Here is a 23863-nt window from a genome sequence, read left to right as displayed (position 1 = left end):
AAATTACCACTGGTAACTGACCAATAGTTTGGCATTGCGGCCATCCTGCGGTATTCCCTGTGGTGAGTAGTATTCTTTATCAAAGGCGTTGCCTAGAACTGCCGTAGTGGTCACACCTTTTAACATTCCTTCGCCTTGATAACTGACATAAAAGTCATTAATCCCATAGCCGGCTTGTTGTTTGGGATCGTTACCTTTGTCGTCTTTGCCTTTGAAATCAGTATGATTTGTGAATTGACTTACCCAGCCTACAGAAAAACTGGTCTGTGCAATGGGGATATCCAATATGCTGGTAATAGTATCTGGGCTAAGGTTATTAAGAGAATAACCGCTCTTTTCATCTTTACCTTCAGTGCGGTTGTAAGCCAGTTCCCAGGAGAATAGATTGGATTCATAGTTCATAGAGATATCCCAACCCCAGATTTTGGCACTGGGTACATTAGTAGATGTTGTGTTCAGGTATATTGGATCACCTGATGGTAATTTAACTATCTCACCTGATTTTTTCTTAAGCGGGTTAATAAGCTCTAACTTAATATAATCTTTAGCTTTGGTATCAAAATAGCTGGCTTTGAATTTCAGTTCATCATTTTCTGCTAACAGGTTACCGAAACGTAGTCCAAAACCAGATTCCCATGTTGTGTTACTTTCTGGACGGAGATTAGGGTTAGGTATCCAGTCGTTATTCATTCCTGGACCCATTGGGTAGTGCCTAGAATCGTTATACATTTCTTTCATTGTCGGCGCTCGGAAAGCCTGAGCGTAAGAGGTAAATAGCATTGACCAATCAGTTGGTGTGATACTGATAGCACCTTTGGAAGACCATTTATCTGCGCTAACATCCTTATATTTAGAATTGGTTCCTTTATAATTGTCGTAGCGAGTACCGGCGATAATAGATACTGGCAGGTCGCGTAAGGTTATTTCATCTTGTACCCAACCGGAATAAAAGCGGATATCGGCATCTGGGAAGCTATCTGTGTTGCCCCCAGGGGTTTGTTTCTGTTGGTAAGTTTCACCACCGTAAGTAAATTGATGCGCTAATGGGCTGTCTGTCCACAGGCGGGAGCGGTTTTCCAGTTTTACGCCATAGGTTTTCTGCTCGCGGCCTTCGAACCCTTTTTCTTTAGTGCGGACATCAATCGTGACATCTGAATAATAAAGATCAGCCTTGGCATTTAACCAGTCATATTCTGATGGATTTAACTGGTAGCTGAGTTGGGCATCACGCTGAGCTGTTGTTCGGTCAGCCCACGAGTTAGGCCGGTCATTTTTCCCGATGAGCGTTTGTGGATTTTTAGGTTGATTAGCTTCATTACGGTAATAGCGTAACTGGCTGCTTAGGGACTGGTTTTCATCAATTTTCCAACTACCTTTCGCTATTAGGTTACTGATAAATTCATCGTTATCAGCCGTCAAACCATTGCTATGGCGGATATTACCTGCATCACGCGTACTGAATGCAAATAAGCCATCCAGAGATTCTGTTTTGCCGAAAGTTGCACCGCCAAAACCCATGCTATGGTCACCGGTTGCACCGCGGGCAAAAACGCGGAATCCATGATCTTGACCTGTTTGCAGAAGATCTGCCGCATCTACAGTTTGATAAGCGATAACACCGCCTAAAGCACCACTGCCGTAGAGCAGAGCTGAAGGACCGCGTACAACTTCGACTTGTTTAATTAATGCTGGGTCCAGGAACGTACCATTAATATGACCGGTATCTGTACCTTGACGGATACCATCAATCAATGTCAAAACGCCTTGTGGGCCATAACCACGCAGGCTAACATCTTGTCCGTTAGCACGGTTTGTACCAGCTATATTAATGCCGGGTATTTTTCTGATGAGATCGTTGGCATTACCAGCTGTCTGACTTTGTGCTGATTTATTATTTATCACTGTCACCATCATGGGTGCTTCGAAACTATCCCTTTCATTACCCGTTGCATAAACCGTTATCACATCGTGGGATGATTTATCGCTTTCGGAATCGGGCGATTTTGTTGCTGCATAAACAGTCGGAATACTACTGATAATTGCCAGGCTTAGTACTGATAATTTAAGTGTTGATTTCGCAGATTGAGACATCAGACGAATCCCTATAATAATATTTTGTGATTTATGGATATAGCTAGCTGCCCTGATACATGTTCTGGGGGCTGGCTGGGTTGTCTTTATATTTAGTTAATATTAGTTTATCGGTTTTAGTTTGGCGAAATTAGTGGAATTTTCAGTCATAGATCCGATTAGAGAATACCAACTATTATCATATTGAGAATCATTATCGTTATATGGGGGGATGACTTCAAGTAATATTTTTAACGTTCAGGATCAATATATTAATGCAATTTATTAATGTATTGTCAGTTAGCCTTTTATAAATCAAAAAGGCTAACTCAGGAAAAGATTCAGAAGCGAGAATTCACTGCTTTGGCAAGAATTTCAATAAGTTGTTCTGTATCTTTCCAGCTCAGGCAAGGATCTGTGATAGATTGACCATAATTCAGTGGTTGTCCAGGAATGATTTTTTGAGAACCTTCAACCAGAAAGCTTTCAGCCATCACACCGACAATCGCCGTAGAGCCATTCTGGATCTGTTGACCTACCTCTTTTGCTACATCCAGTTGGCGTTTGTGTGTTTTTTGACAATTGCCATGGCTAAAATCGACGACTAAATGCTCTGGTAAATCAAATTCACGTAGTTGATCACAAGTTGAGGCAATATCTCCGGCACTGTAATTGGGTTGTTTACCTCCACGCATAATGATATGACCGTGTGGATTGCCTTCGGTTTGATAGATAGTCATTTGACCATGCTTATCCGGTGATAAGAATGTATGACTGGCATTGGCTGCCCGGATGGCATCTATTGCGATACGAGTGTTACCATCAGTTCCGTTTTTAAAACCAATCGGGCAGGAGAGTGCTGATGCCATTTCCCGGTGAATCTGACTTTCAGTTGTTCTGGCACCGATGGCTCCCCAGCTAATCAGATCAGCAATATATTGGCTGGTCACGATATCAAGAAATTCAGTTGCAGTGGGTAAACCCAACTCATTGACGTCAACCAATAATTTCCTGGCTAGGGTAATACCACGATTAACCTGACAGGAGCCGTCGAGGTTTGGATCTGAAATAAGACCTTTCCAGCCCACGACTGTGCGTGGTTTCTCAAAATAAGTACGCATAACAATTTCTAGTCTATGCTGGTATTTTTCACGTAATGTATTCAGTCGATGAGCATAATCTAAAGCAGCATCAATATCATGAATAGAACAGGGACCGACGATAACCATAAGCCGTGGGTCATTACCCGATAAAATGGCTTCAATACGTTTTCGTGACGTTGTCACATTATTGGCGATTTTTTCGGATACAGAAAATTGAATCGTAAGAGCTTGAGGTGTTACCAGACTATCGACGTGATGAGTCCTTAAACCATCTGTTCTGGACATATATTTTCTCAATGTTTGTTTCACACTAGCGTTTATACTTTTCATCTTTCAAGCTGCTGCTTTGTTGGCTACGTTCACTTACCCCAGTCACATCGTTATCTATGCTCCTGAGGATGCGTTCATTTGCCGCCGCGCTGCAAATTGAAATCTATTGGGTATATATGGATAATTGAAATTACAATAAACGAAAATGACTAAATCGAACAAACAATATAGTTAGTCATATGATAAGTTTTTTTCAATTATTCATATTGATATGTTCTTAAAACATTCGGCGTTTTAGCTTCATTATGTCAATTATTTTGGTCGAGATTTCTTCAACAGAATAATTGGTGGTATTAAGATAATTAATCTTATTCTTACGGAATAAAGCTTCAACTTCAGAAATTTCTATTCTACATTGCCTTAATGATGCATAACGGCTATTTTCTCGGCGTTCTTCCCTAATAGCGGCCAGTCGTTCAGGGCTTATAGTTAAACCGAATAACTTATGCTGAAATTGTTTTAATGTTGCAGGTAGTTGCAAATTATCCATATCGTCCGCAGTAAAAGGATAATTTGCCGCCTGGATACCAAATTGCATGGCTAAATAGAGGCTGGTAGGGGTTTTTCCACAGCGAGATACGCCTAGTAGAATAACCTGCGCTTGGTCAAGATTGCGTAAAGAGATACCATCATCATGTGCCAGAGCATAATCAATAGCGGCTATGCGTGCATCATACTGGCTGAGATTCTGCTCCGTCAGACCATGGGTGCGGTTAAGTTCAGGTTTTGGTTCCAATCCGGTTTCTTTCTGTAATGGAGCGACTAGTGTTTGGACAATATCCTGACAAAATCCTTCACTACTGGTAATAATATTTTTCACTCCAGAAGAGATAATAGAATAGAAAACTAAAGGTCTTATACGCGTATCTTGATATATTTGGTTTATTTGTTGCTTTATTTCTTTTGCGCGATCTTCACTTGCAACAAAAGGGAGCGTGTGTGAGGTTACTTTAATAGGAAATTGCGATAATACTGCATGACCCAATACTTCTGCGGTAATTGCTGTTCCATCGGAAATAAAGAAAACGGTGCGTTCAACATTGTTATTTTCTCCTGATATTTCTAGTCTGGATTTTGTCATGATATTTATAGTGGCCTTTTGTCTTTGTAAATTGTTCAGTTAAGCGAAGCTGGATATCGGTTTTTTACAGATTATACCTGCAAAAAAATAATATTGTTTGGTTGATCGATTCACCTTTCTATGTGTGTCAAAACATTGTGTTAGTCTATTTACGACTGCTAAGTACAGTACCCATTTTCCAACTTGTACCCCATGAATGTTAAAAGGATTGTTTTAATGCCCAATAATGACCTCACCCCGTGTAATGTGCTTTGGTATAACCAATTAGGTATGCATGATGTTGACCGGGTGGGTGGTAAAAACGCCTCCCTGGGAGAAATGATCACGAATCTGTCAGAATTGGGGGTTTCTGTCCCGAATGGTTTTGCTACGACAGCACGGGCATTTAATGATTTTCTGGAACAAAGCGGCGTCAATCAGCGTATTTATAATTTACTGGATGAAACCGATGTTGATGATGTAAATCAACTGGTTAAAGCGGGGGCACAAATTCGCCAATGGGTGATAGATACGCCATTTACTCCGCAGTTGGAAAAAGATATCCAAGATGCTTATCAACAATTGTCCGACGGGGAGCCAGAAGCCTCTTTTGCTGTACGTTCTTCTGCAACTGCTGAAGATATGCCAGATGCTTCTTTTGCTGGTCAGCAGGAAACTTTTTTGAACGTACAAGGTATTGATGCTGTGATGATTGCTATTAAGCATGTATTTGCTTCATTGTTTAATGATCGTGCCATTTCCTATCGTGTCCATCAGGGCTATGACCATCGAGGGGTTGCTCTGTCAGCGGGTATACAACGTATGGTTCGTTCTGATCTCGCCTCGTCTGGTGTGATGTTCACTATTGATACTGAATCAGGATTTGATCAGGTTGTATTTATTACCTCGGCTTACGGCTTGGGTGAAATGGTTGTTCAGGGGGCAGTAAACCCGGATGAATTCTATGTTCATAAGCCAACGCTGAATAAAGGTAAGCCAGCAATTGTTCGCCGCAATCTTGGCTCTAAAAAGCTGCATATGATCTACGCTGATAATAAAGAGCATGGTAAGCAAGTACGTATCGAAGATGTGCCAGAATCACAACGCAATCGTTTCTCTTTAACTGATGAAGAAGTCGAAATGCTGGCTCGTCAGGCGTTGTTGATTGAAAAACATTATGGTCGTCCAATGGATATTGAATGGGCCAAAGATGGTCATAATGGCAAGTTATACATTGTTCAGGCTCGCCCTGAGACTGTCCGCTCAAACCAGCAGGTTATGGAACGTTACCAACTGAATGAACGAGGTCAGGTATTAGTGGAAGGACGTGCCATAGGTCATCGTATTGGTTCAGGTATAGTAAAAGTTATCCATAACTTAAATGAAATGGAGCGTATCCAACCGGGTGATGTTTTAGTCACTGATATGACTGATCCGGATTGGGAACCTATTATGAAAAAGGCGGCTGCAATTGTAACTAATCGTGGTGGCCGCACCTGCCACGCGGCAATTATTGCTCGCGAGTTGGGAATACCGGCAGTTGTTGGATGTGGTGATGCAACAGAACGTTTGAAAGAAAATCAGCAGGTGACGGTTTCCTGTGCGGAAGGTGATACCGGTTTTGTTTATCAGAATCAATTGGATTTCACGGTGCAAAGCTCTCAGGTAGATCAATTACCTGAGCTTGATGTGAAAATTATGTTGAACGTTGGTAACCCAGACCGTGCATTTGATTTTGCCCGTTTACCGAATGAAGGTGTAGGTCTTGCTCGTTTGGAGTTTATTATTAACCGGATGATTGGTGTTCATCCCCGCGCATTATTGGAATTTGATCAGCAAACCCCGGAATTACAGCAAGAGATAAAATCTCTGATGGCGGGTTATGACAATCCGGTTGAATTTTATGTTGGGCGCCTGACTGAAGGGATCGCTACTCTGGCGGCTGCATTTTGGCCGAAACGGGTTATTGTTCGTCTGTCTGACTTTAAATCCAATGAATATGCTAACTTGGTTGGTGGCGACATTTATGAACCTGATGAAGAGAATCCTATGCTGGGGTTCCGTGGCGCGGGACGTTATGTTTCTGACAATTTCCGTAATTGTTTTGCATTAGAATGTGAAGCGGTTAAACGTGTACGTAATGATATGGGGCTGACAAACGTTGAAATTATGATCCCATTTGTGCGTACTGTCGCTCAGGCTGAAGCTGTTGTTACTGAGCTGGCATTGCAAGGATTAAGGCGTGGTGAAAATGGATTGAAAGTCATTATGATGTGCGAGATCCCGTCCAACGCAATTCTGGCAGAACAGTTCCTTGAACACTTTGATGGTTTCTCTATTGGTTCTAACGATATGACTCAACTTACTCTTGGCTTAGACCGGGATTCCGGTGTGGTATCTGAACTATTTGATGAACGTAATGATGCGGTTAAGGCTATGCTTTCGTTAGCTATTCAGGCGGCCAAGCGTCAAAACAAATATGTGGGAATTTGTGGTCAAGGGCCTTCAGACCATCAGGACTTTGCGCACTGGTTGATGAAAGAGGGGATTGATAGCTTGTCATTAAATCCAGATACTGTTGTAAAAACTTGGTTAGGATTAGCTAAAGAGAGTTAACTGCGAATAATACACAGTTGAGTTTGGAAGCCCGTCAAAATAATGGCGGGTTTCTTTAATGGTTAGAGCAACGGATGACATTATTTTGGCGAAGGACGAAAATAGTAAAAAAAAGCCTATCGTGGGCTCGATAGGCAAAGACTACACACAGCAATATAAGCGTTCCTAATTACTAGAACCATCAAAAGGAGAAATAAACGTCTCGTTCATAGCCCGTCCATACTAATTTAATTGAATAGTTTATTCATTAAGAATAGTCCTAATTTGCGTATTATTTATGGGAAAAAATGGCGTTATTTAACCTTTTTTTAACATTTATTTGACAATATTTATGTTTAATAAACGCGTATTTCAGATGAATGATTAGATATATCTGTATAAAGCTATAATTTAGCGAAAGCGTTAATCCTCTTTCGCTAAATGTGGCAAAATTAATTGTCGGAAAAATTATTCTGAGAATTTTTTTTCCAGATATTTTTCAGTTTCAGTCAAATCATTTTTAGGTTCTGGGATTTCATTCATCCATGCAATTAATAAACGATAGGCAACGGCCAACACAACGGGTCCGATAAATAGACCGATCATACCGAATGAGAGTATTCCGCCAATAACACCGGTTAATATCAGGGCCATAGGCAAATCGGCGCCCAGACGGATTAAAAATGGACGAAGAAATCCATCCATTGTTGTGACTACACAGCTCCAGACCAATAGCGCGGTGCCCCAAGCTGTATCACCTGTCCAGTAAAGCCAGGCAACAGCAGGAACTAAAATCAGCAATGGACCGATCTGGGCAACACAACAGACAAACATAAGTACTGTCAGCAATGTAGCATAAGGAATACCCGCAACAGCTAAGCCGATACCACCGATAATAGCTTGAACCAGAGCAGTAACGACCACACCAAGCGCTACAGCACGGATAGACTGTGCTGCCAACAAGATAGCGGCATCTCCACGTTTATCTGCCAGGCGAACGGCAAAATGGCGAATACTCATCGTTACTTGCTCACCTTTCAAATATAGCAGCACACTGAATAGCACCATTAAAGCAAGATGAAAAACGAAGCGTCCGGCATTTGCCGCTTGAGTAAAGAACCAGGTTGCAGCCTCTCCGACATAGGGCTGGACTCTGGCAATCAGAACATTTCCACCATCAGTAATCAGTGAGTTCCAGCCACTGTACAGCTTATCGCCAACTAAAGGGATGTTATTCAGCCAGGTCATGGCCGGCATTTGGAAATTAGCAGGGGATTTAGCCCACTGAATTAATGGTGCGCTGTTTTCCAACAAGCTACTGACCAGCAATGCGATAGGGATCACAAATAACAAGATTAGCAATAATGTCATAATGGTGACAGCAAGCCAGCGTTTACCCCATAAGCCATTTTGTAGTTTTTCCAGTAAAGGCCAAGTGGCGATAACAACCATTCCTGCCCAGACAAAACCAAGGATAAACGGTTTCATCACCCAGAAACTGGTAACGATTAAGAGTGAAATAAAGATTAAGGTAAACAATAACTTTGGTAGATCATAGTGCGATTGTGATTTGTCCATAAGTTAATTTCTCTAAACGATTCAGTGGCGATAAAGATAATGAATAAATAAGATGTTATCTATACCTGTTATCTTTCAGGTTGCCTCTTTGTTGGCGGCACTCACTCACCCCAGTCACAAAGTTCGTTGTGCTTCCGGGGATTCGCTCCCTTGCCATCGCGATGCATCTTGAAATCCATAGGGTATATAGGTTACTCAAAATAGGTGAATATTATGATAAGGTAAACGCTTGCCTTCTCAGATAAGTGAGTTAACTGTGATTAATCGTTAAGGCTGACTAAGGCATCGAACTCAAAGAAGGGTAGTATAAATAAAGCAATGTGGACACTCATTTTACAAGGATCAAAACGATAATGATCCCACGCATATCACAAGCACCTCACGTCAGTGGGTTGGCACAGGAATTCTTGGATACATTAAAAGAACAAGGATTTACCGGAGATACTGCAAGCAGTTATGCAGATCGTCTGACAATGGCGACAGATAACAGTATCTATCAACTATTACCACAGGCTGTTGTTTTCCCTCGATCCGGAGCAGATGTGGTTTTGCTGGCCCGTATCGCAGGTGAAAAAAAATATCATGATTTAACATTTACTCCGCGTGGAGGCGGGACAGGTACAAACGGCCAAGCTCTTAATAGTGGTATCGTGGTAGATATGTCCCGTTATATGAATCGCATCCTTGAAATTAACCCAGAACAGGGCTGGGTTAGAGTAGAAGCCGGAGTGATTAAAGATCAGCTGAACCAATATTTGCGTCCATATGGTTATTTCTTTTCACCAGAACTTTCAACCAGTAACCGCGCGACATTGGGGGGAATGATTAATACTGATGCGTCCGGTCAGGGTTCGTTGGTATATGGTAAAACTTCTGATCATGTTCTTGGTTTACGGGCAGTTTTGTTGGGTGGAGAGCGACTTGATACTCGCTCTATGGACATAGCGCTGGCGGAATCGATTGCGCAAGAAGATTCTGTTACTGGCCGTATTTATGACACGGTGCTTAACCGTTGCCGTGAACAACGTGAACTTATCGTTGAAAAATTTCCTAAGCTTAATCGTTTTCTGACAGGTTATGATTTGCGCCATGTTTTCAGTGACGATATGCAGAAGTTTGATTTAGGCCGCATCCTGACCGGTTCAGAAGGAACTCTGGCTTTTATTACGGAAGCCGTTCTGGATATTACACCGTTGCCGAAAGTCAGGCGGTTGGTAAACGTAAAATATGATTCATTTGATTCTGCGTTGCGTAATGCGGCTTTTATGGTGAATGCAAAGGCTTTATCGGTTGAAACTGTAGATTCCAAGGTGTTGAATTTAGCGCGTGAGGATATCGTCTGGCATTCAGTAAAAGAGTTGATTACAGATGTGCCTGGCAAGGATATGCAGGGGTTGAATATTGTTGAATTCAGTGGTGATGACCAACAATTAATAGATCAGCAAGTCACAACCCTCTGCCAGCGTCTTGATGAACTTATGAATGACAAGCAGGCGGGTGTCATTGGTTATCAAATTTGTCGGGAATTAGATGATATTGAGCGTATTTATGTGATGCGCAAGAAATCCGTTGGCTTGTTAGGTAACAGCAAAGGTGCTGCGAAACCGATCCCATTTGTGGAAGATACTTGTGTACCGCCACAGCATCTTGCTGATTATATTGCAGAATTCCGACAGCTATTGGATAGCCATCATCTTAATTATGGGATGTTTGGTCATGTAGATGCGGGTGTGTTGCATGTCCGTCCTGCTCTGGATATGTGTGATCCTCAGCAAGAGATACTAATGAAACAGATTTCTGATGAAATTGTCCGCCTCACGGCACGTTATGGTGGTTTGTTATGGGGGGAACATGGTAAAGGATTTCGTGCTGAATACAGCCCTGAATTTTTCGGTATCACCCTGTATGAAGAATTGCGTCGTATTAAAGCTGCCTTTGACCCAGATAACCGTTTGAATCCGGGTAAAATTTGTTCACCGATTGGCGTTGATGCGCCGATGATGAAAATCGACGCGGTCAAACGAGGAACTTATGACCGGGAAATTCCGATAAATGTAAGAAATACATTCCGTGGCGCTATGGCGTGTAATGGTAATGGACTCTGTTTTAATTTCGATGTGAAAAGCCCGATGTGTCCATCAATGAAAATTAGCCAACAGCGCATCCACTCGCCGAAAGGACGGGCAACATTAGTGCGTGAATGGCTTCGTCTTTTAACTGAACAGGGCATGGACCTGAAATTGCTACAACAGGGATTGCAACAAAAACGACCAAGCCTGCGTGGGCTGATTGAAAAGACGCGTAATAGCTGGCAAGCATGGCGTGGAGAGTATGATTTTTCTCATGAAGTAAAAGAGGCAATGTCTGGTTGTCTGGCATGCAAAGCTTGTTCAACACAGTGTCCGATCAAAATTGATGTGCCATCATTTCGAGCACGTTTTCTTGAGTTATATCATGGTCGCTATTTCCGCCCTTTACGTGATCATATTGTGGCAGGTGCGGAAAGCAGTACACCATTAATGGCTAAGGCACCGCGGGTATTTAATTTCTTCCTAAAACAACCGTGGGTGCAGGAATTGAGCCGCCGTACCATCGGGATGGTGGATTTACCTTTATTATCCAGCCCGACATTACACCAGCAGCTTGCAGGCCATTATGCGCTTTCTACCACTTTAGAACAGCTTGAAAAAATGGATCAGATCCACCGTGATAAACATGTGTTGATTGTTCAGGACCCGTTTACTAGCTATTACGATGCTAAAGTTGTGGCTGACTTTGCCTATTTGGTAGAAAAATTGGGATATAAACCGATATTGTTGCCATTTTCTCCTAATGGTAAGGCTCAACATATCAAAGGATTTTTATCCCATTTTGCTAAAACGGCCAGAAGAACGTCAGATTTCCTTAATCGGGTATCTGAGCTGGGGATTCCTATGGTTGGTGTTGATCCCGCATTGGTATTGTGTTACCGGGATGAATACAACGATATTCTTGGTGAACAGCGAGGCAAGTTTGAGGTTCAGCTTGTGCATGAATGGCTGATCAATGCTTTGCCAGAGAAAATAGGTAATAAAGAAGCGCCCAGAGATAAATGGTATCTGTTAGGACATTGCACGGAAGTGACTATGCTACCGGGCAGTAGTAAACAGTGGGAAAAAATTTTCCATCGGCTGGGTAGTAAGCTGGATAATATCAGTGTAGGCTGCTGTGGAATGGCTGGAACGTATGGTCATGAAAACAAAAACATAAAACACTCTATTGGTATCTATAAATTATCCTGGCAACCTGCCTTGCAAAAACTACCATTGGAGCGTTGCCTAATTTCTGGTTATTCCTGCCGTAGTCAGGTTAAGCGGATAGAAGGGCAAGTACTTAAGCATCCGTTGCAAGCTTTATTGGAGATAATCCCATGATTTGGAAACGTGATATTGAACTGGAGAGCCTGAATCAAGTGAGTAGCCAATGTATGATGGGCCATCTGGGCATAAAAATCACGCATATCGGTGATAACTTTATCGAAGGTACAATGCCGGTTGATTATCGTACCCAGCAACCATTTGGCTTATTACATGGTGGGGCGTCGGTTGTATTGGCAGAATCACTTGGTTCTTTGGCTGGGTATCTCTGTTCTGAAGGTGAGGAAAAAGTTGTCGGGCTGGAAATAAATGCTAACCATATCCGTTCTGTTCGCAGTGGTGAGGTGAAAGGGGTGTGTAGACCTCTCCACCTTGGGCGTAATCATCAGGTATGGGAAATCGATATTTTTGATGATCGGCAACATCTATGTTGCACTTCCCGATTAACTACATCAGTTTTACTTGGATAAAATATAAAACAAAAGTAAAAGTAGGTTATTGTATGGATGATAACCTACTATTTAACTGAAAAAGTTATCCTTCACGGTAATTAAATTTAATTGTGATAGCCATCCAGGAAATATATATATTCCCTGGAGCTTGTTGATATTTTTATAATGTTATGGATTATTTGATTTTCTTATATATATCCGATGAATTTAAATGTTGAATTATATTAAGTAAATTAATGCTGGAATAGATAAAAACCTAATTGCAAATTTTTATTTAAGTCTGTAAACGCCGATATATCAATTAATGCTAAAATTTCACCGGTTTTAATTTATGTTTAATTCCACTTAAATATGAAGGGTGCCTGAGATCCAAGCCATAACAACATCTAAAAGGGCGGGAGTAAAAACCTCCCGCCAAGGCTGCCTTACCTGTTGCTGGATTCGTAAGCCATGATTGCCGCAACCTCTGTATTACCTTGTTTGATATGGAGCTTACAGAGTGAACCTCTTGTTATCCATGTGAATAAGAGTAACGTCACACAAATAACGATCAAACTAAATATTACGATTTTTTGTGGCTTCATAGCCTTCTCTCCTTGCTTTTTATCAGGTAAGAGGCTAGCCTTATGTTGTTCAGCATTAGGAGTAGCCTCATTTCGATTTATAGTCGGATGGGGCTTTTCTCTTTCTGCCTAGAACGTAATTTTCCTGGAACATCATGCTTAAGACAGAAAGTCTCAAGCACCCGGAGGCAGTATACGTTTATTCGCATGAGATGCAAGGTCTTGCAAATGTTTATTATAGTCACGTAATACGTTTGAATTAAATTAGTGGCTAATAAAGTTATTAATAGAATAAAGGAAAGGATATTGAGAGCAGAGTATATAGATAAGATTATTCCTGAATGAGTTTATACCTGTTATCTTTCAAGTTGCTTCTTTGTTGGCTGCACTCACTCACCCCGGTCACAGAATTGTCTATGCTCCCGGGGATTCGCTCTCTTGCCGTCGCGATGCATCTTGAAATCTATTGGGTATAATTGAATTAATTAAATAGAAACTTTATTTGTATATATTATAATCATAATGATAACTCTTGCTCTGCATTTCCGGTATATCTGAAAGTTCACCTTAAATAGTATCCCTAATGAACCTTTTGTGCTTTTATTATGTGCTATTGAGTAAAAAATAGCACAATTGATCAAACTAATAATTTATAGATAAAACAGTAAATTAAAGAGATACCTTTCGTATGGGATGAACATAAATCACAGCATTTGAATAAAATTTAATCTATTTAATGTATATCCTCTTAAAACAAATGGTTGAAGTGATAAGGGTTATCATTACCATTATATGAGAGGAAAAGACTCTGATAACAGCGGCAGAAAATTGCCACAGAAAAATATGAGGCCAGCTATGACAAATAGTGTTGAAACTTTCTCTCTGAATGAAACGATATGGCAAGGAATTACCATCACAGAGAGAGCCGCAGCGCAGATCTTAAAATTGATGCAACAAAACCCACAAAGCAAAGGGTTATATCTGGGCGTTAAGCAGTCAGGATGTGCAGGCTTTGGCTATGTGTTTGAGATGGTTAATGATCCCGCACCTGATAATCTAAGGTATGAAAATGGAGGTGCATGTTTGTATGTTCCTCTGAAAGCAATGCCATTTATTGATGGTACTGAAGTTGATTTTGTACGTGAAGGTTTAAATCAGATGTTTAAATTCAATAATCCAAAAGCTCAGCATGCCTGTGGGTGTGGTGAAAGCTTTGGTATATAAGTGTACCAATCTATGTCTCAGAGCAATGTAGAAATCAGTGATGATGTGCAGACTTGGCTTAGCGATCATCGTTATAAAGAAGGTTTTTTCACTCAGGTAGCGACTGATGAGTTAGCTAAAGGTTTGAGTGAAGAGGTTGTACGAGCAATTTCCGCAAAACGCAATGAACCTGAATGGATGCTTGAGTTTCGGCTAGAGGCTTATCGTCATTGGCAAGGAATGGAAGAACCACATTGGTTAAAAGCGAATTACCCTAATCTTGATTACCAAGATTACAGTTACTATTCAGCACCCTCATGTGGTACTTGTGATGATAGCTGTAATTCGCAATCCGGTACTGTCCAGGAGATAAGTACAGAGCAAACCAATAACTATTTGACGGCAGAAATTGAAGAGGCATTTGACAAGCTGGGTGTTCCTGTACGAGAAGGGGAAGCTGTTGCGGTAGATGCTATTTTTGATTCAGTATCTGTTTCAACAACGTATCGGGATAAGCTAGCGAAAGAAGGCATTATTTTTTGCTCATTTAGTGAAGCGATACAGGAATATCCTGAATTAGTTCAGAAATACCTCGGTAGTGTGGTTGCAAGCCATGATAATTTCTTTGCCGCGCTGAACTCGGCCGTTGCTTCTGATGGTACTTTTGTTTATGTACCCAAAGGGGTTCGTTGCCCGATGGAACTATCCACCTATTTTCGTATCAACGCCGCTAAAACGGGGCAATTTGAGCGTACTATCCTGATTGCTGATGAAGGTAGTTATGTCAGCTATATAGAAGGATGCTCCGCCCCTGTACGTGACAGTTATCAACTTCATGCCGCTGTTGTGGAAGTGATTATCCATAAAGATGCAGAAGTGAAATATTCCACAGTACAGAACTGGTTTTCAGGTGGTGGTGATAGTGCAGGAGGAATTCTCAACTTTGTAACTAAAAGAGCGTTGTGTGAAGGTGAAAATGCCAAGATGTCCTGGACCCAATCTGAAACGGGTTCAGCAATTACCTGGAAATATCCGAGCGTGATCCTGAAAGGGGATAACTCGATTGGGGAATTTTTCTCTGTTGCCCTGACTAATGGTACTCAACAGGCAGATACGGGCACCAAGATGATCCATATTGGCCGTAACACTAAATCGACCATCATTTCAAAAGGCATTTCTGCTGGCCGTAGCCAGAACAGTTATCGTGGGCTGGTAAAAATACTGCCGGGAGCAGAAAACGCGCGTAACTATACCCAATGTGATTCCATGCTGATTGGAACCGAATGTGGCGCGCATACTTTCCCTTATGTAGAAGTACAGAACAATACCGCGCAACTTGAGCATGAAGCGACAACTTCCCGCATTGGTGAAGATCAATTGTTCTATTGTTTGCAACGCGGTATCAGTGAAGATGATGCGATTTCTATGATTGTTAATGGTTTCTGTAAGGATGTGTTCTCTGAACTTCCCCTTGAGTTTGCCGTTGAAGCGCAAAAATTGTTGGCGATTAGTCTTGAGCACAGCGTTGGATAAGTTCTCCCGGTTTCCCTTTTTTATGACAGAACGTTAAGTCGTTCGAAGGCATGTAATATGTTAAGTGTTAAAAACTTACGAGTCAGTGTTGAAGGTAATGAAATCCTAAAAGGATTAAATCTTGAAGTTAAACCTGGTGAAGTCCATGCCATTATGGGGCCAAATGGGTCTGGCAAAAGTACGTTATCAGCAACATTAGCAGGCCGTGAAGAATATGAAATTGATGATGGTAGCATCACTTTTAAAGGAAAAGATTTACTTGAACTTGATCCGGAAGAACGGGCTGGTGAAGGGATTTTTCTTGCTTTTCAATATCCGGTAGAAATTCCCGGGGTCAGCAATCAATTCTTCCTGCAAACGGCAGTAAACGCTGTGCGTGAATATCGTCATCAGGAGCCTCTGGATCGCTTTGATTTTGCCGATTTTATCGAAGAAAAAATTGAATTGCTAAATATGCCACAAGACTTGTTGACACGTTCAGTCAATGTTGGTTTTTCCGGCGGTGAGAAAAAACGTAATGATATTCTGCAAATGGCCGCGCTGGAGCCAACGCTTTGTATTTTGGACGAAACAGATTCAGGATTGGATATTGATGCGCTGAAAATTGTGGCTAATGGCGTGAATTCCCTGCGTGATCCTAACCGTTCACTCATTATCGTTACCCATTATCAACGTATTCTAGACTATGTGCAGCCTGATTTTGTTCATGTGCTTTATCAGGGGCAGATTATTAAATCCGGTGATTTCAGTCTGGCGAAAAAGTTGGAGGAACAAGGTTATGGCTGGCTTATTGACCAACAGTGAAAGGACTGAGAAGACCCGCCAGGTTACAGAACGTAATCAGAAAGCATTAGAACGTTTTGCTGGTTTGTATCACTCTCGTCATGGTGATGATTCATTGCATGCCAGCATGCATTGGGAGAAAGCAACCACAACCAATTTTCCTCAATTCAGACATGAAGACTGGCGCTATACGCCGCTGGAACGACTGCTAAATCAGCAATACAGTATCAAAACTGGGGAATTGACAGCAGCACAGTGCGAACAGCTGGCTATTCCCGTAGATTGCTGGCGAGTTGTGCTGGTGGATGGTTGTTTTTCCCCTTTACTGAGTTCCCGTGAATTTGGGCCTTATCAGCTCAGCTTATTGGATAACAAAAGTAAGCTTCCGACACCGATACAGAGTGAAATTTTTCTACATCTAACAGAAAGTTTAGCGCAACAGCCTTTGGTGATCACATTAAAGGCTGGACAAATCGCAGCAAAGCCATTGTATCTGCTAAATATAACAAGTGGCTATTCTGGTGAAATATTGAATACTAGCCATTACCGCTACCACATTTCTGTGGGAGCTAATGCGAGTGCCAAAGTGATCGAACATTTCGTCAGTATTGATGAGCAGCAAGCCCATATGACCGGGAGTAGACTGACCACAAACGTAGGTGATAATGCCAGTTTAACTCATATAAAACTGGGCGTTGAAAACAGCGAAAGCTACCACTTTGCGCATAACGACATTGTGATTGGTCGAGATGCTCAGGTGAAAAGCACCAGCTTTTTGTTAGGGGTGGGGCTTGGCCGGCACAATACCAGTGTGCAGCTTAATAGTGAAGGGGCTAATTTATCACTGAATAGCCTGTTGTTGCCGCAAGGCAAAGAGGTCGCAGATACTCGCACTTATCTGGAACATAACAACGGCTATTGTGAAAGTCGCCAGTTGCATAAAACAATTGTGATGGATCAGAGCAAAGCGGTGTTCAATGGCATGATCAAAGTAGCACCTCATGCACTGAAAACCGATGGACAAATGACCAATAACAATTTGCTATTGGGCAAGCAGGCAGAAGTGGATACCAAACCACAATTGGAAATTTACGCTGATGATGTGAAATGCAGTCATGGTGCGACCGTTGGTCGGGTAGATGAAGAACAACTATTCTATTTGCAATCACGAGGTATCAACCGGCGTGAAGCACAGCATATGATTGTATTTGCTTTTGCTGCCGAACTTACCGACTCTATTGAAGATGAAGTCCTGAGATCCGTTGTCATGAAACACATTAAACACCGTTTGGCGGGAGTGAAAAAATGACTTTTTCTGTAAAAAAAGTGCAACAGGATTTCCCGGTATTAGCTCAGCAGGTTAATGGACATCCGTTGATTTATCTTGATAGTGCTGCTAGTGCTCAGAAACCTGTCCAAGTTATTGAACGGGAAAGCGAATTTTATTTGCATCAGTATGCGGCGGTTCATCGGGGAATTCATACCTTGAGTTCTGCGGCTACTCGCATGGTTGAAAACGTGCGCCACCAGATAGCACAATTTATTCATGCGCAAAGTACTGAAGAGATTGTTTTCGTCAAAGGTACGACAGAAGGGATTAATCTGGTTGCTAATAGTTATGGCCGCAAATTTATCAATGACGGCGATAATATTGTGATTACTGAGATGGAACATCATGCCAATATCGTTCCGTGGTATATGCTGGCAGAACAGATTGGATGTGAAATCAGAATATGGACGTTGGATGAAAATGGTGAACTGGATCAATCGGTTTTATCATCCTTGATTGATTCACGTACCAAATTACTTTCTTTTACTCATTTATCTAATGTGCTTGGCACAGTAAATCCTGTACGTGAAATTATAAAGCAGGCCAGAGAATTGGCTGATAAGCAGGGCGCCCAATTACATACTCTGGTTGATGGTGCTCAGGCTATTATGCATAAGAATGTTGATGTGCAGGCTCTGGATTGTGATTTCTATGTTTTCTCCGGCCATAAACTATATGGACCGACCGGAATCGGCGTGCTTTACGGGCGTAAATCCCTGTTGGATGCTATGCCACCCTGGGAAGGGGGTGGTGCAATGATAAAACATGTCAGCTTGCAAACAGGGATAACCTATGCGCCACCACCGTGGCGGTTTGAAGCAGGAACGCCGAATACGGCGGGAATTATTGGGCTTGGTGGTGCTATTGATTATATTTCTTCGCTCGGGCTGGATGAAATTCAGCAATATGAACAGGGATTGATGGATTATGCCATTACACGACTTAAGGAAATTAGGTCACTGAAATTGTATGGCCCTGAGCGACGTCAGGGGGTTATTGCTTTCAACCTTGGTTGCCATCATGCTTATGATGTAGGAAGTTTCCTTGATCAATATGGAATAGCTATTCGTACCGGGCATCATTGTGCACTTCCTCTAATGGAGCATTATCAGGTTCCCAGCATGTGCAGAGCTTCACTGGCGATTTATACAACGAAAGAAGATATTGATGCACTCGTTGCTGCATTGCTGCGGATCGAAAAACTGCTTGGTTGAGCTTGTTATAGATTAAAAAAATGATAAGGAAAAAGTCATGGCAAGTTTGCCCGACCAAAATAAATTATTGCGTAATTTCTCCCGTTGTCAGAATTGGGAAGAGAGATATCTCTATATGATTGAACTGGGGGCGAGATTGCCCTCTCTTATTGATCAACAGCGCCAACCTGAGTATTTAATCTCAGGTTGTCAGAGCCAAGTGTGGATCTCACTGAAAAAAAATGACCAAGGCAAAATAGAGTTTGCTGGTGACAGTGATGCAGCGATTGTTAAAGGGCTGGTTGCGGTTGTCTTTATTCTCTTCCAGGGTAGGACGCCTCAGGAGATTTTGGATGTGGATGTGACAGAATATTTTGCAAGACTTTCTCTGGAACAACATTTGACACCATCACGAACACAGGGACTACATGCGATGATATGTGCTATTCGGAATACGGCAAGTAAAATGGTTTAAGTACCAGTCTTACACGTTTCTTTAGCCACTGGTAATATAACCGTGACAGGGGAATAAAATCTCAACCTTTAACGCTTAATTTATCCTATACCCAATGGATTTCGAGATGGATCGCGATGGCAAGGGAGCGAATCCCCGGGAGCATAGATAACTATGTCATAGATGACTCTGTGACCGGGATGAGTGAGTGCAGCCAACCAAGAGGCAACTTGAAAGATAACGGGTATATAACATTCAGAAGTAATTCCAGGAAGCAAGCATGAAACAAGTTTTAACGCTTATCGGCATGTTATTGTTAAGTGGGTTGATTAATACAGTCAGCGCTACAGAATATACCTTACCACCTGCCAATAGCCGTTTAATTGGCGAAAATACGATATTTGTTGTACCCGGTGACGGGCGTTCTCTGGAGGCCATTGCCGCCGAATATAAAATTGGTTTACTGGCAATGCTGGAAGCTAACCCAGGTACTGATCCTTATTTGCCTGCTCCGGGTTCTGAATTGATTATTCCATCACAAATGTTGTTGCCTGATACACCAAGGCAGGGAATTGTGATTAACCTTGCAGAACTGAGACTCTACTATTTTCCTAAAGGAAAAAATAAAGTCATCATCTATCCGATTGGCATTGGGCAGCTTGGCCGTAATACGCCGGTGATGACAACGTCTGTCAGCCAATTAATCAAGGACCCAACTTGGACGCCGACTAAAAACATCCGCAAGCATTATGCTGAACAAGGGATTACCTTACCTGCGGTTGTACCTGCTGGTCCGGAAAACCCAATGGGATTGTTTGCATTGCGCTTAGCTGCCGGGCGCGGAGAATACCTGATCCACGGTACTAATGCTGATTTTGGTATTGGTATGCGCGTGAGTTCTGGTTGTATCCGTTTGCGTCCTGATGATATTGAAGCGCTGTTTGACAGTGTCCCTCGTGGAACGAGAGTACAGATTATCAACGAAGCCGTTAAATATTCAGTCGAACCAGATGGTAGACGCTATGTGGAAGTACATCAGCCGTTATCTAAACAAGAGGATGATGATCCTCAGACGTTACAAATTGTCCGATCAATTAATCTGAATAAATTCATTGATAATAGCGAGACGAATAAAAATATTGTTGAACAAGCTCTTGCACGCCGTTCTGGTATGCCGGTGTTGGTAAGTAAAGATACACAGTCTGAAACACAACAGAACCTGAAAGAAGAGAATTTAACTTCAGTAGCAGACAATAAAGATGTGGAACAGGAAGTGAATGAAGACGCATTTGAATCGTTTAAATTACCACCGTTATATCAACCTGGGCCAATCTATCAGAAAGATTAATGATTTTTTGTGGACTGGGAGGTCAGAAAATATTTATCTGACAGAAATTTTAATAAGAAAATGGTGCACATCTGTGCACCATTTTTATACTTAATTACAAAAATTATTTTTTGTAGGAACGAACTTGGTTATCCAGACGCTGATTTGCACGAGCAGCTTCATCTTTAGCTGCTTGAATGTCAGTACGTACTGAGTTCACGTCGTTGCTCAGTTGATCAACTTTTGCATTCAGAGTCTGAATATCGGAAGACAATTGATCAACCTTAGCAGTACTTGAACAACCAGCCAACATAGTAGAAGCCAGAACTACTGCACCCAGTACAATTTTAGTACGATTCATTGTAATACCCTCTAGATTTAAGTTAATCTCCAAGTAGCCACATAAGTATTACACAAAGTTTTTTAGAAAGAGAATAAATTTTTGTCATGAAAACCAATTATTTCAATTTTTCTCTTTAGAAAGCGGCCCATTTTCGTCTGAGTGTAAAAAAACAAAACCATTAAGTAACACTTTAATCAAAGAAATCCTATTCCATGAGGGAATGGTATTCTCCGAAATTATTTTAGTTAAAAATTCTTATAAATAAAAAACACCACATCCAAGTCACTTTGCACCTATTGATCCATCGATATATATCTTAATGGAGGCGTTCTGCATACATAAATTTGGGGGTGCGCTTAAAACGAATTTGTTAAATGAAGCTTATTATAGACGAGCGGCTTGACAATGCTAAGGCTGAATCCTAGTCTCATATTTAAACTGGTAAGAGGAGTTTTCTATGATAATTAATCAATCCAATGAGCATTTTATCATCACCGTTGATGATGGAGTCGCTCATTTACAACTAAGTCGCCCTGAAAAGGCAAACAGCTTGGCACTCGCGTTTTGGAAACTATTTCCTGAAACAATAGATCAACTCAGTCGTTCAGGTGAGGTGCGGGTAATGGTGATCTCTGCACAAGGACGTGTATTTTGTGGGGGGCTTGACCTGCAAATCTTTGCTTCTAGTAAAGATGTCGATACAGCTAATCCTCATGAGCGGGAAGCAATGCAGTTTAGTTTATTACAAATGCAGGAAGCGATAACTGTATTGGAACGTGCACGCTTTCCTGTCATTGCTGCGGTACAAGGGGCCTGTCTTGGGGCTGGATTTGACTTAATTACCGCATGTGACTTTTGCTTTGCCTCCGATGACGCGAAATTTCGTATAGAAGAAACTAATATCGGTATGATGGCTGACTTGGGGATTCTTCAACGTCTGCAACACCTTATTCCTGGCGGTATGGCCCGTTATCTTGCACTCACAGGTGATACATTGAGCGCTGCTCAGGCTCATGATTTAGGTCTTGTGGTAAAAATTTTCTCTTCTACAGAAACATTGCTCGACGGGGCTTTAACGACCGCCCGGCGTATTGCTGATCGGCCTCCAGTTGCCATTAATGGGATTAAACGGGCAATGCTTTACAGCCGTGATCATGGTGTCTACGAATCATTGCAACAGACTGCGTTATTGCAGGCTTCGATTTTTAGTCGTCAGGACATCCTGAACTCGATTCAAGCTAAAGCAACTGGAACAGCAAGTGAGTTCCAGAATTTAAGTAAAGTAGGTAAAGCGTTCGATGTGCCGTGATTGGGACAAACATGTCGATAACATACAAGGCAGATCTTCCGCAGATTATGTAATGCGGGGAAACTAAATAATGGGGCGTGGGTTTAAGCCATTTTCTGGCAGAGAAAACAGAAAATGGCATTATTATCACATCTTGGGTATATCCTGCTAAAAAGCATATTTACTGAGTTAAATCCACCTTTTATATAAAGCTTTAATCTCTTTGTATTCGCGTTTTTAAATAGTCATGGTAACCTTAAATAAGCAAAGGATAACATTGCTGATAAATGGATTAAACATGGCAGGGAATAGGCCATGTTTAGCTACTCCGTACCTTTTTAAAATCTGGTATTAATGGCGAGTTTTTTTAACACTTAGTTGACGAATAGCTGAATTAAACGTCGATAAAAGGGGGCTTTTCATGGGAGAAAAGGAAAATATAATTGAAAAAATAAACTATGCTAAAAAAAGATTAACCTGTAAAACAATTATCATTTCGCAGGCTTTTTTATTGTTTAATTAAACATGAATCTAATAAATGATTTTCATTGAAAAACTTTTTAACCTAAGAGTATTACTGTTTTCAGACTCGTATTTAACTCGGCCATTTTCATTAAACGGGTTTTCTTATTCTCTTCCATTTTTCGAAAACAAATGCAACTCTTTTTTTAATAAATATCATATCGTTTAAGTTAGGTTTACATATTGTGTGTCTTTTATTGAATTCTTTGGTTTTTATATCCTATTTATATTAAACAAAAAGTGCTTTATGGCAAAAAATAGCTTGATTTTATGTCAAACTGTTTAGAAAATTGCCTTGGTTAAGAAATGATTCATTTGGTCAATTTGAATATTTGTTTGAACACACCTTGTCGGTTTTCTCTTATTTTCTGCCCGGCTAATTGCTTGTTCTGAAATAGCGGGTTCCGGTTTTTCATTTCTGAAATTTGTTATGGCATGACCATCCTGTCTTGCGTTCTGTTTTATTATTGAGGAGTCTCATGTGGTAAACGAAATATCTCAAGTCCGTGTGAATATTAAATGGGATTTGCATACCGGTGGTGTGCAGAAAAAACGGAGAACCCGTCATGAACTATGCAACTCCGGCAATGATCTTTGATCACAGCCGCTATAAATTAAAAGTCTGGGGCAACAAGGTACCGCTGGATGTATTAGCGTTTACCGGACAGGAATATTTAAGCCAGCCTTTTTGCTACACCATTGAATTTACCAGCCCGGAGAAGGCGATTGCGCCGGCGCAGATGCTGATGCAGGACGCCTCATTTACCCTGACTTCCCCGC

At 41.4% G+C, this 23863-nt stretch carries 18 protein-coding genes; 12 read left to right on the top strand and 6 right to left on the bottom strand.

What is annotated here, in order from left to right; genetic code table 11:
• Positions 1-3: 3 nt before the first annotated feature.
• The 3 genes from AM629_RS03215 to ppsR form a co-directional block, all read right to left on the bottom strand.
• A complete protein-coding gene (locus AM629_RS03215; protein ID WP_054476094.1) occupies positions 4-2091 on the bottom strand; it encodes a TonB-dependent hemoglobin/transferrin/lactoferrin family receptor in 2088 nt (695 codons plus the stop codon).
• Positions 2092-2411: 320 nt separating this feature from the next.
• A complete protein-coding gene (locus tag AM629_RS03210) occupies positions 2412-3458 on the bottom strand; it encodes a 3-deoxy-7-phosphoheptulonate synthase (protein WP_054476278.1) in 1047 nt (348 codons plus the stop codon).
• Between the two features lie 262 nt (positions 3459-3720).
• Positions 3721-4584: a posphoenolpyruvate synthetase regulatory kinase/phosphorylase PpsR gene (ppsR, locus tag AM629_RS03205; RefSeq protein ID WP_054476093.1), complete on the bottom strand. Its 864-nt coding sequence runs from the start codon at positions 4582-4584 to the stop codon at positions 3721-3723.
• Positions 4585-4800: 216 nt separating this feature from the next.
• Between ppsR and ppsA the strand changes: the two genes are divergently transcribed.
• Complete coding sequence (gene ppsA, locus AM629_RS03200) at positions 4801-7179, top strand: phosphoenolpyruvate synthase (protein WP_054476091.1); 2379 nt, start codon at positions 4801-4803, stop codon at positions 7177-7179.
• Between the two features lie 447 nt (positions 7180-7626).
• On the opposite strand, the gene ydiK is transcribed toward ppsA, so the two are convergent.
• Complete coding sequence (ydiK, locus tag AM629_RS03195) at positions 7627-8736, bottom strand: AI-2E family transporter YdiK (RefSeq protein WP_054476089.1); 1110 nt, start codon at positions 8734-8736, stop codon at positions 7627-7629.
• Between the two features lie 353 nt (positions 8737-9089).
• Between ydiK and ydiJ the strand changes: the two genes are divergently transcribed.
• Together ydiJ and AM629_RS03185 are read left to right on the top strand one after the other, a co-directional pair.
• Positions 9090-12149: a D-2-hydroxyglutarate dehydrogenase YdiJ gene (gene ydiJ / locus AM629_RS03190; protein ID WP_054476087.1), complete on the top strand. Its 3060-nt coding sequence runs from the start codon at positions 9090-9092 to the stop codon at positions 12147-12149.
• Positions 12146-12562 (top strand): hotdog fold thioesterase, encoded by a 417-nt coding sequence (locus tag AM629_RS03185; protein ID WP_054476085.1) that lies wholly within the window; start codon positions 12146-12148, stop codon positions 12560-12562. Before ydiJ ends, AM629_RS03185 begins: the two co-directional genes overlap by 4 nt.
• Positions 12563-12969: 407 nt before the next feature.
• Here AM629_RS03185 and AM629_RS21805 read toward each other — a convergent pair whose 3' ends face one another.
• A complete protein-coding gene (locus AM629_RS21805) occupies positions 12970-13128 on the bottom strand; it encodes a Hok/Gef family protein (protein WP_065823249.1) in 159 nt (52 codons plus the stop codon).
• 834 nt (positions 13129-13962) lie between these two features.
• On the opposite strand from AM629_RS21805, the gene sufA reads away from it, so the two are divergent.
• From sufA to AM629_RS03150, 7 genes are all read left to right on the top strand, one after another.
• Positions 13963-14331, top strand: coding sequence for a Fe-S cluster assembly scaffold SufA (sufA, locus tag AM629_RS03180; protein ID WP_054476275.1), 369 nt, complete (start codon positions 13963-13965; stop codon positions 14329-14331).
• Positions 14332-14343: 12 nt separating this feature from the next.
• Positions 14344-15843 (top strand): Fe-S cluster assembly protein SufB, encoded by a 1500-nt coding sequence (sufB, locus tag AM629_RS03175; protein ID WP_054476083.1) that lies wholly within the window; start codon positions 14344-14346, stop codon positions 15841-15843.
• Between the two features lie 57 nt (positions 15844-15900).
• Positions 15901-16647 (top strand): Fe-S cluster assembly ATPase SufC, encoded by a 747-nt coding sequence (sufC, locus tag AM629_RS03170; RefSeq protein WP_054476081.1) that lies wholly within the window; start codon positions 15901-15903, stop codon positions 16645-16647.
• Positions 16622-17935, top strand: coding sequence for a Fe-S cluster assembly protein SufD (sufD, locus tag AM629_RS03165; protein ID WP_054476079.1), 1314 nt, complete (start codon positions 16622-16624; stop codon positions 17933-17935). Before sufC ends, sufD begins: the two co-directional genes overlap by 26 nt.
• A complete protein-coding gene (gene sufS / locus AM629_RS03160; RefSeq protein ID WP_054476077.1) occupies positions 17932-19170 on the top strand; it encodes a cysteine desulfurase SufS in 1239 nt (412 codons plus the stop codon). The genes sufD and sufS overlap by 4 nt, the downstream gene beginning before the upstream one ends.
• Before the next feature lie 37 nt (positions 19171-19207).
• A complete protein-coding gene (gene sufE, locus AM629_RS03155; RefSeq protein ID WP_054476075.1) occupies positions 19208-19624 on the top strand; it encodes a cysteine desulfuration protein SufE in 417 nt (138 codons plus the stop codon).
• Between the two features lie 259 nt (positions 19625-19883).
• Complete coding sequence (locus AM629_RS03150; RefSeq protein WP_054476073.1) at positions 19884-20951, top strand: L,D-transpeptidase family protein; 1068 nt, start codon at positions 19884-19886, stop codon at positions 20949-20951.
• A 103-nt stretch (positions 20952-21054) separates the two neighbouring features.
• Here AM629_RS03150 and AM629_RS03145 read toward each other — a convergent pair whose 3' ends face one another.
• Positions 21055-21291, bottom strand: coding sequence for a major outer membrane lipoprotein (locus AM629_RS03145; protein ID WP_036774799.1), 237 nt, complete (start codon positions 21289-21291; stop codon positions 21055-21057).
• Positions 21292-21730: 439 nt separating this feature from the next.
• Here AM629_RS03145 and AM629_RS03140 point away from each other — a divergent pair, with 439 nt between their 5' ends.
• Together AM629_RS03140 and AM629_RS03135 are read left to right on the top strand one after the other, a co-directional pair.
• On the top strand, positions 21731-22582 hold the full coding sequence (locus AM629_RS03140) for an enoyl-CoA hydratase-related protein (RefSeq protein WP_054476071.1): 852 nt from the start codon (positions 21731-21733) through the stop codon (positions 22580-22582).
• Positions 22583-23649: 1067 nt separating this feature from the next.
• On the top strand, positions 23650-23863 hold a 214-nt coding region (locus AM629_RS03135; protein ID WP_152911965.1), incomplete at its 3' end, for a hypothetical protein.

It is taken from the genome of Photorhabdus heterorhabditis, from assembly GCF_001280945.1.
In the GTDB taxonomy this organism is placed as follows: domain Bacteria; phylum Pseudomonadota; class Gammaproteobacteria; order Enterobacterales; family Enterobacteriaceae; genus Photorhabdus; species Photorhabdus heterorhabditis.
The sequence above is the reverse complement of the archived record's forward strand: the minus strand, read 5'-3'. Positions and strand labels throughout refer to the sequence as shown.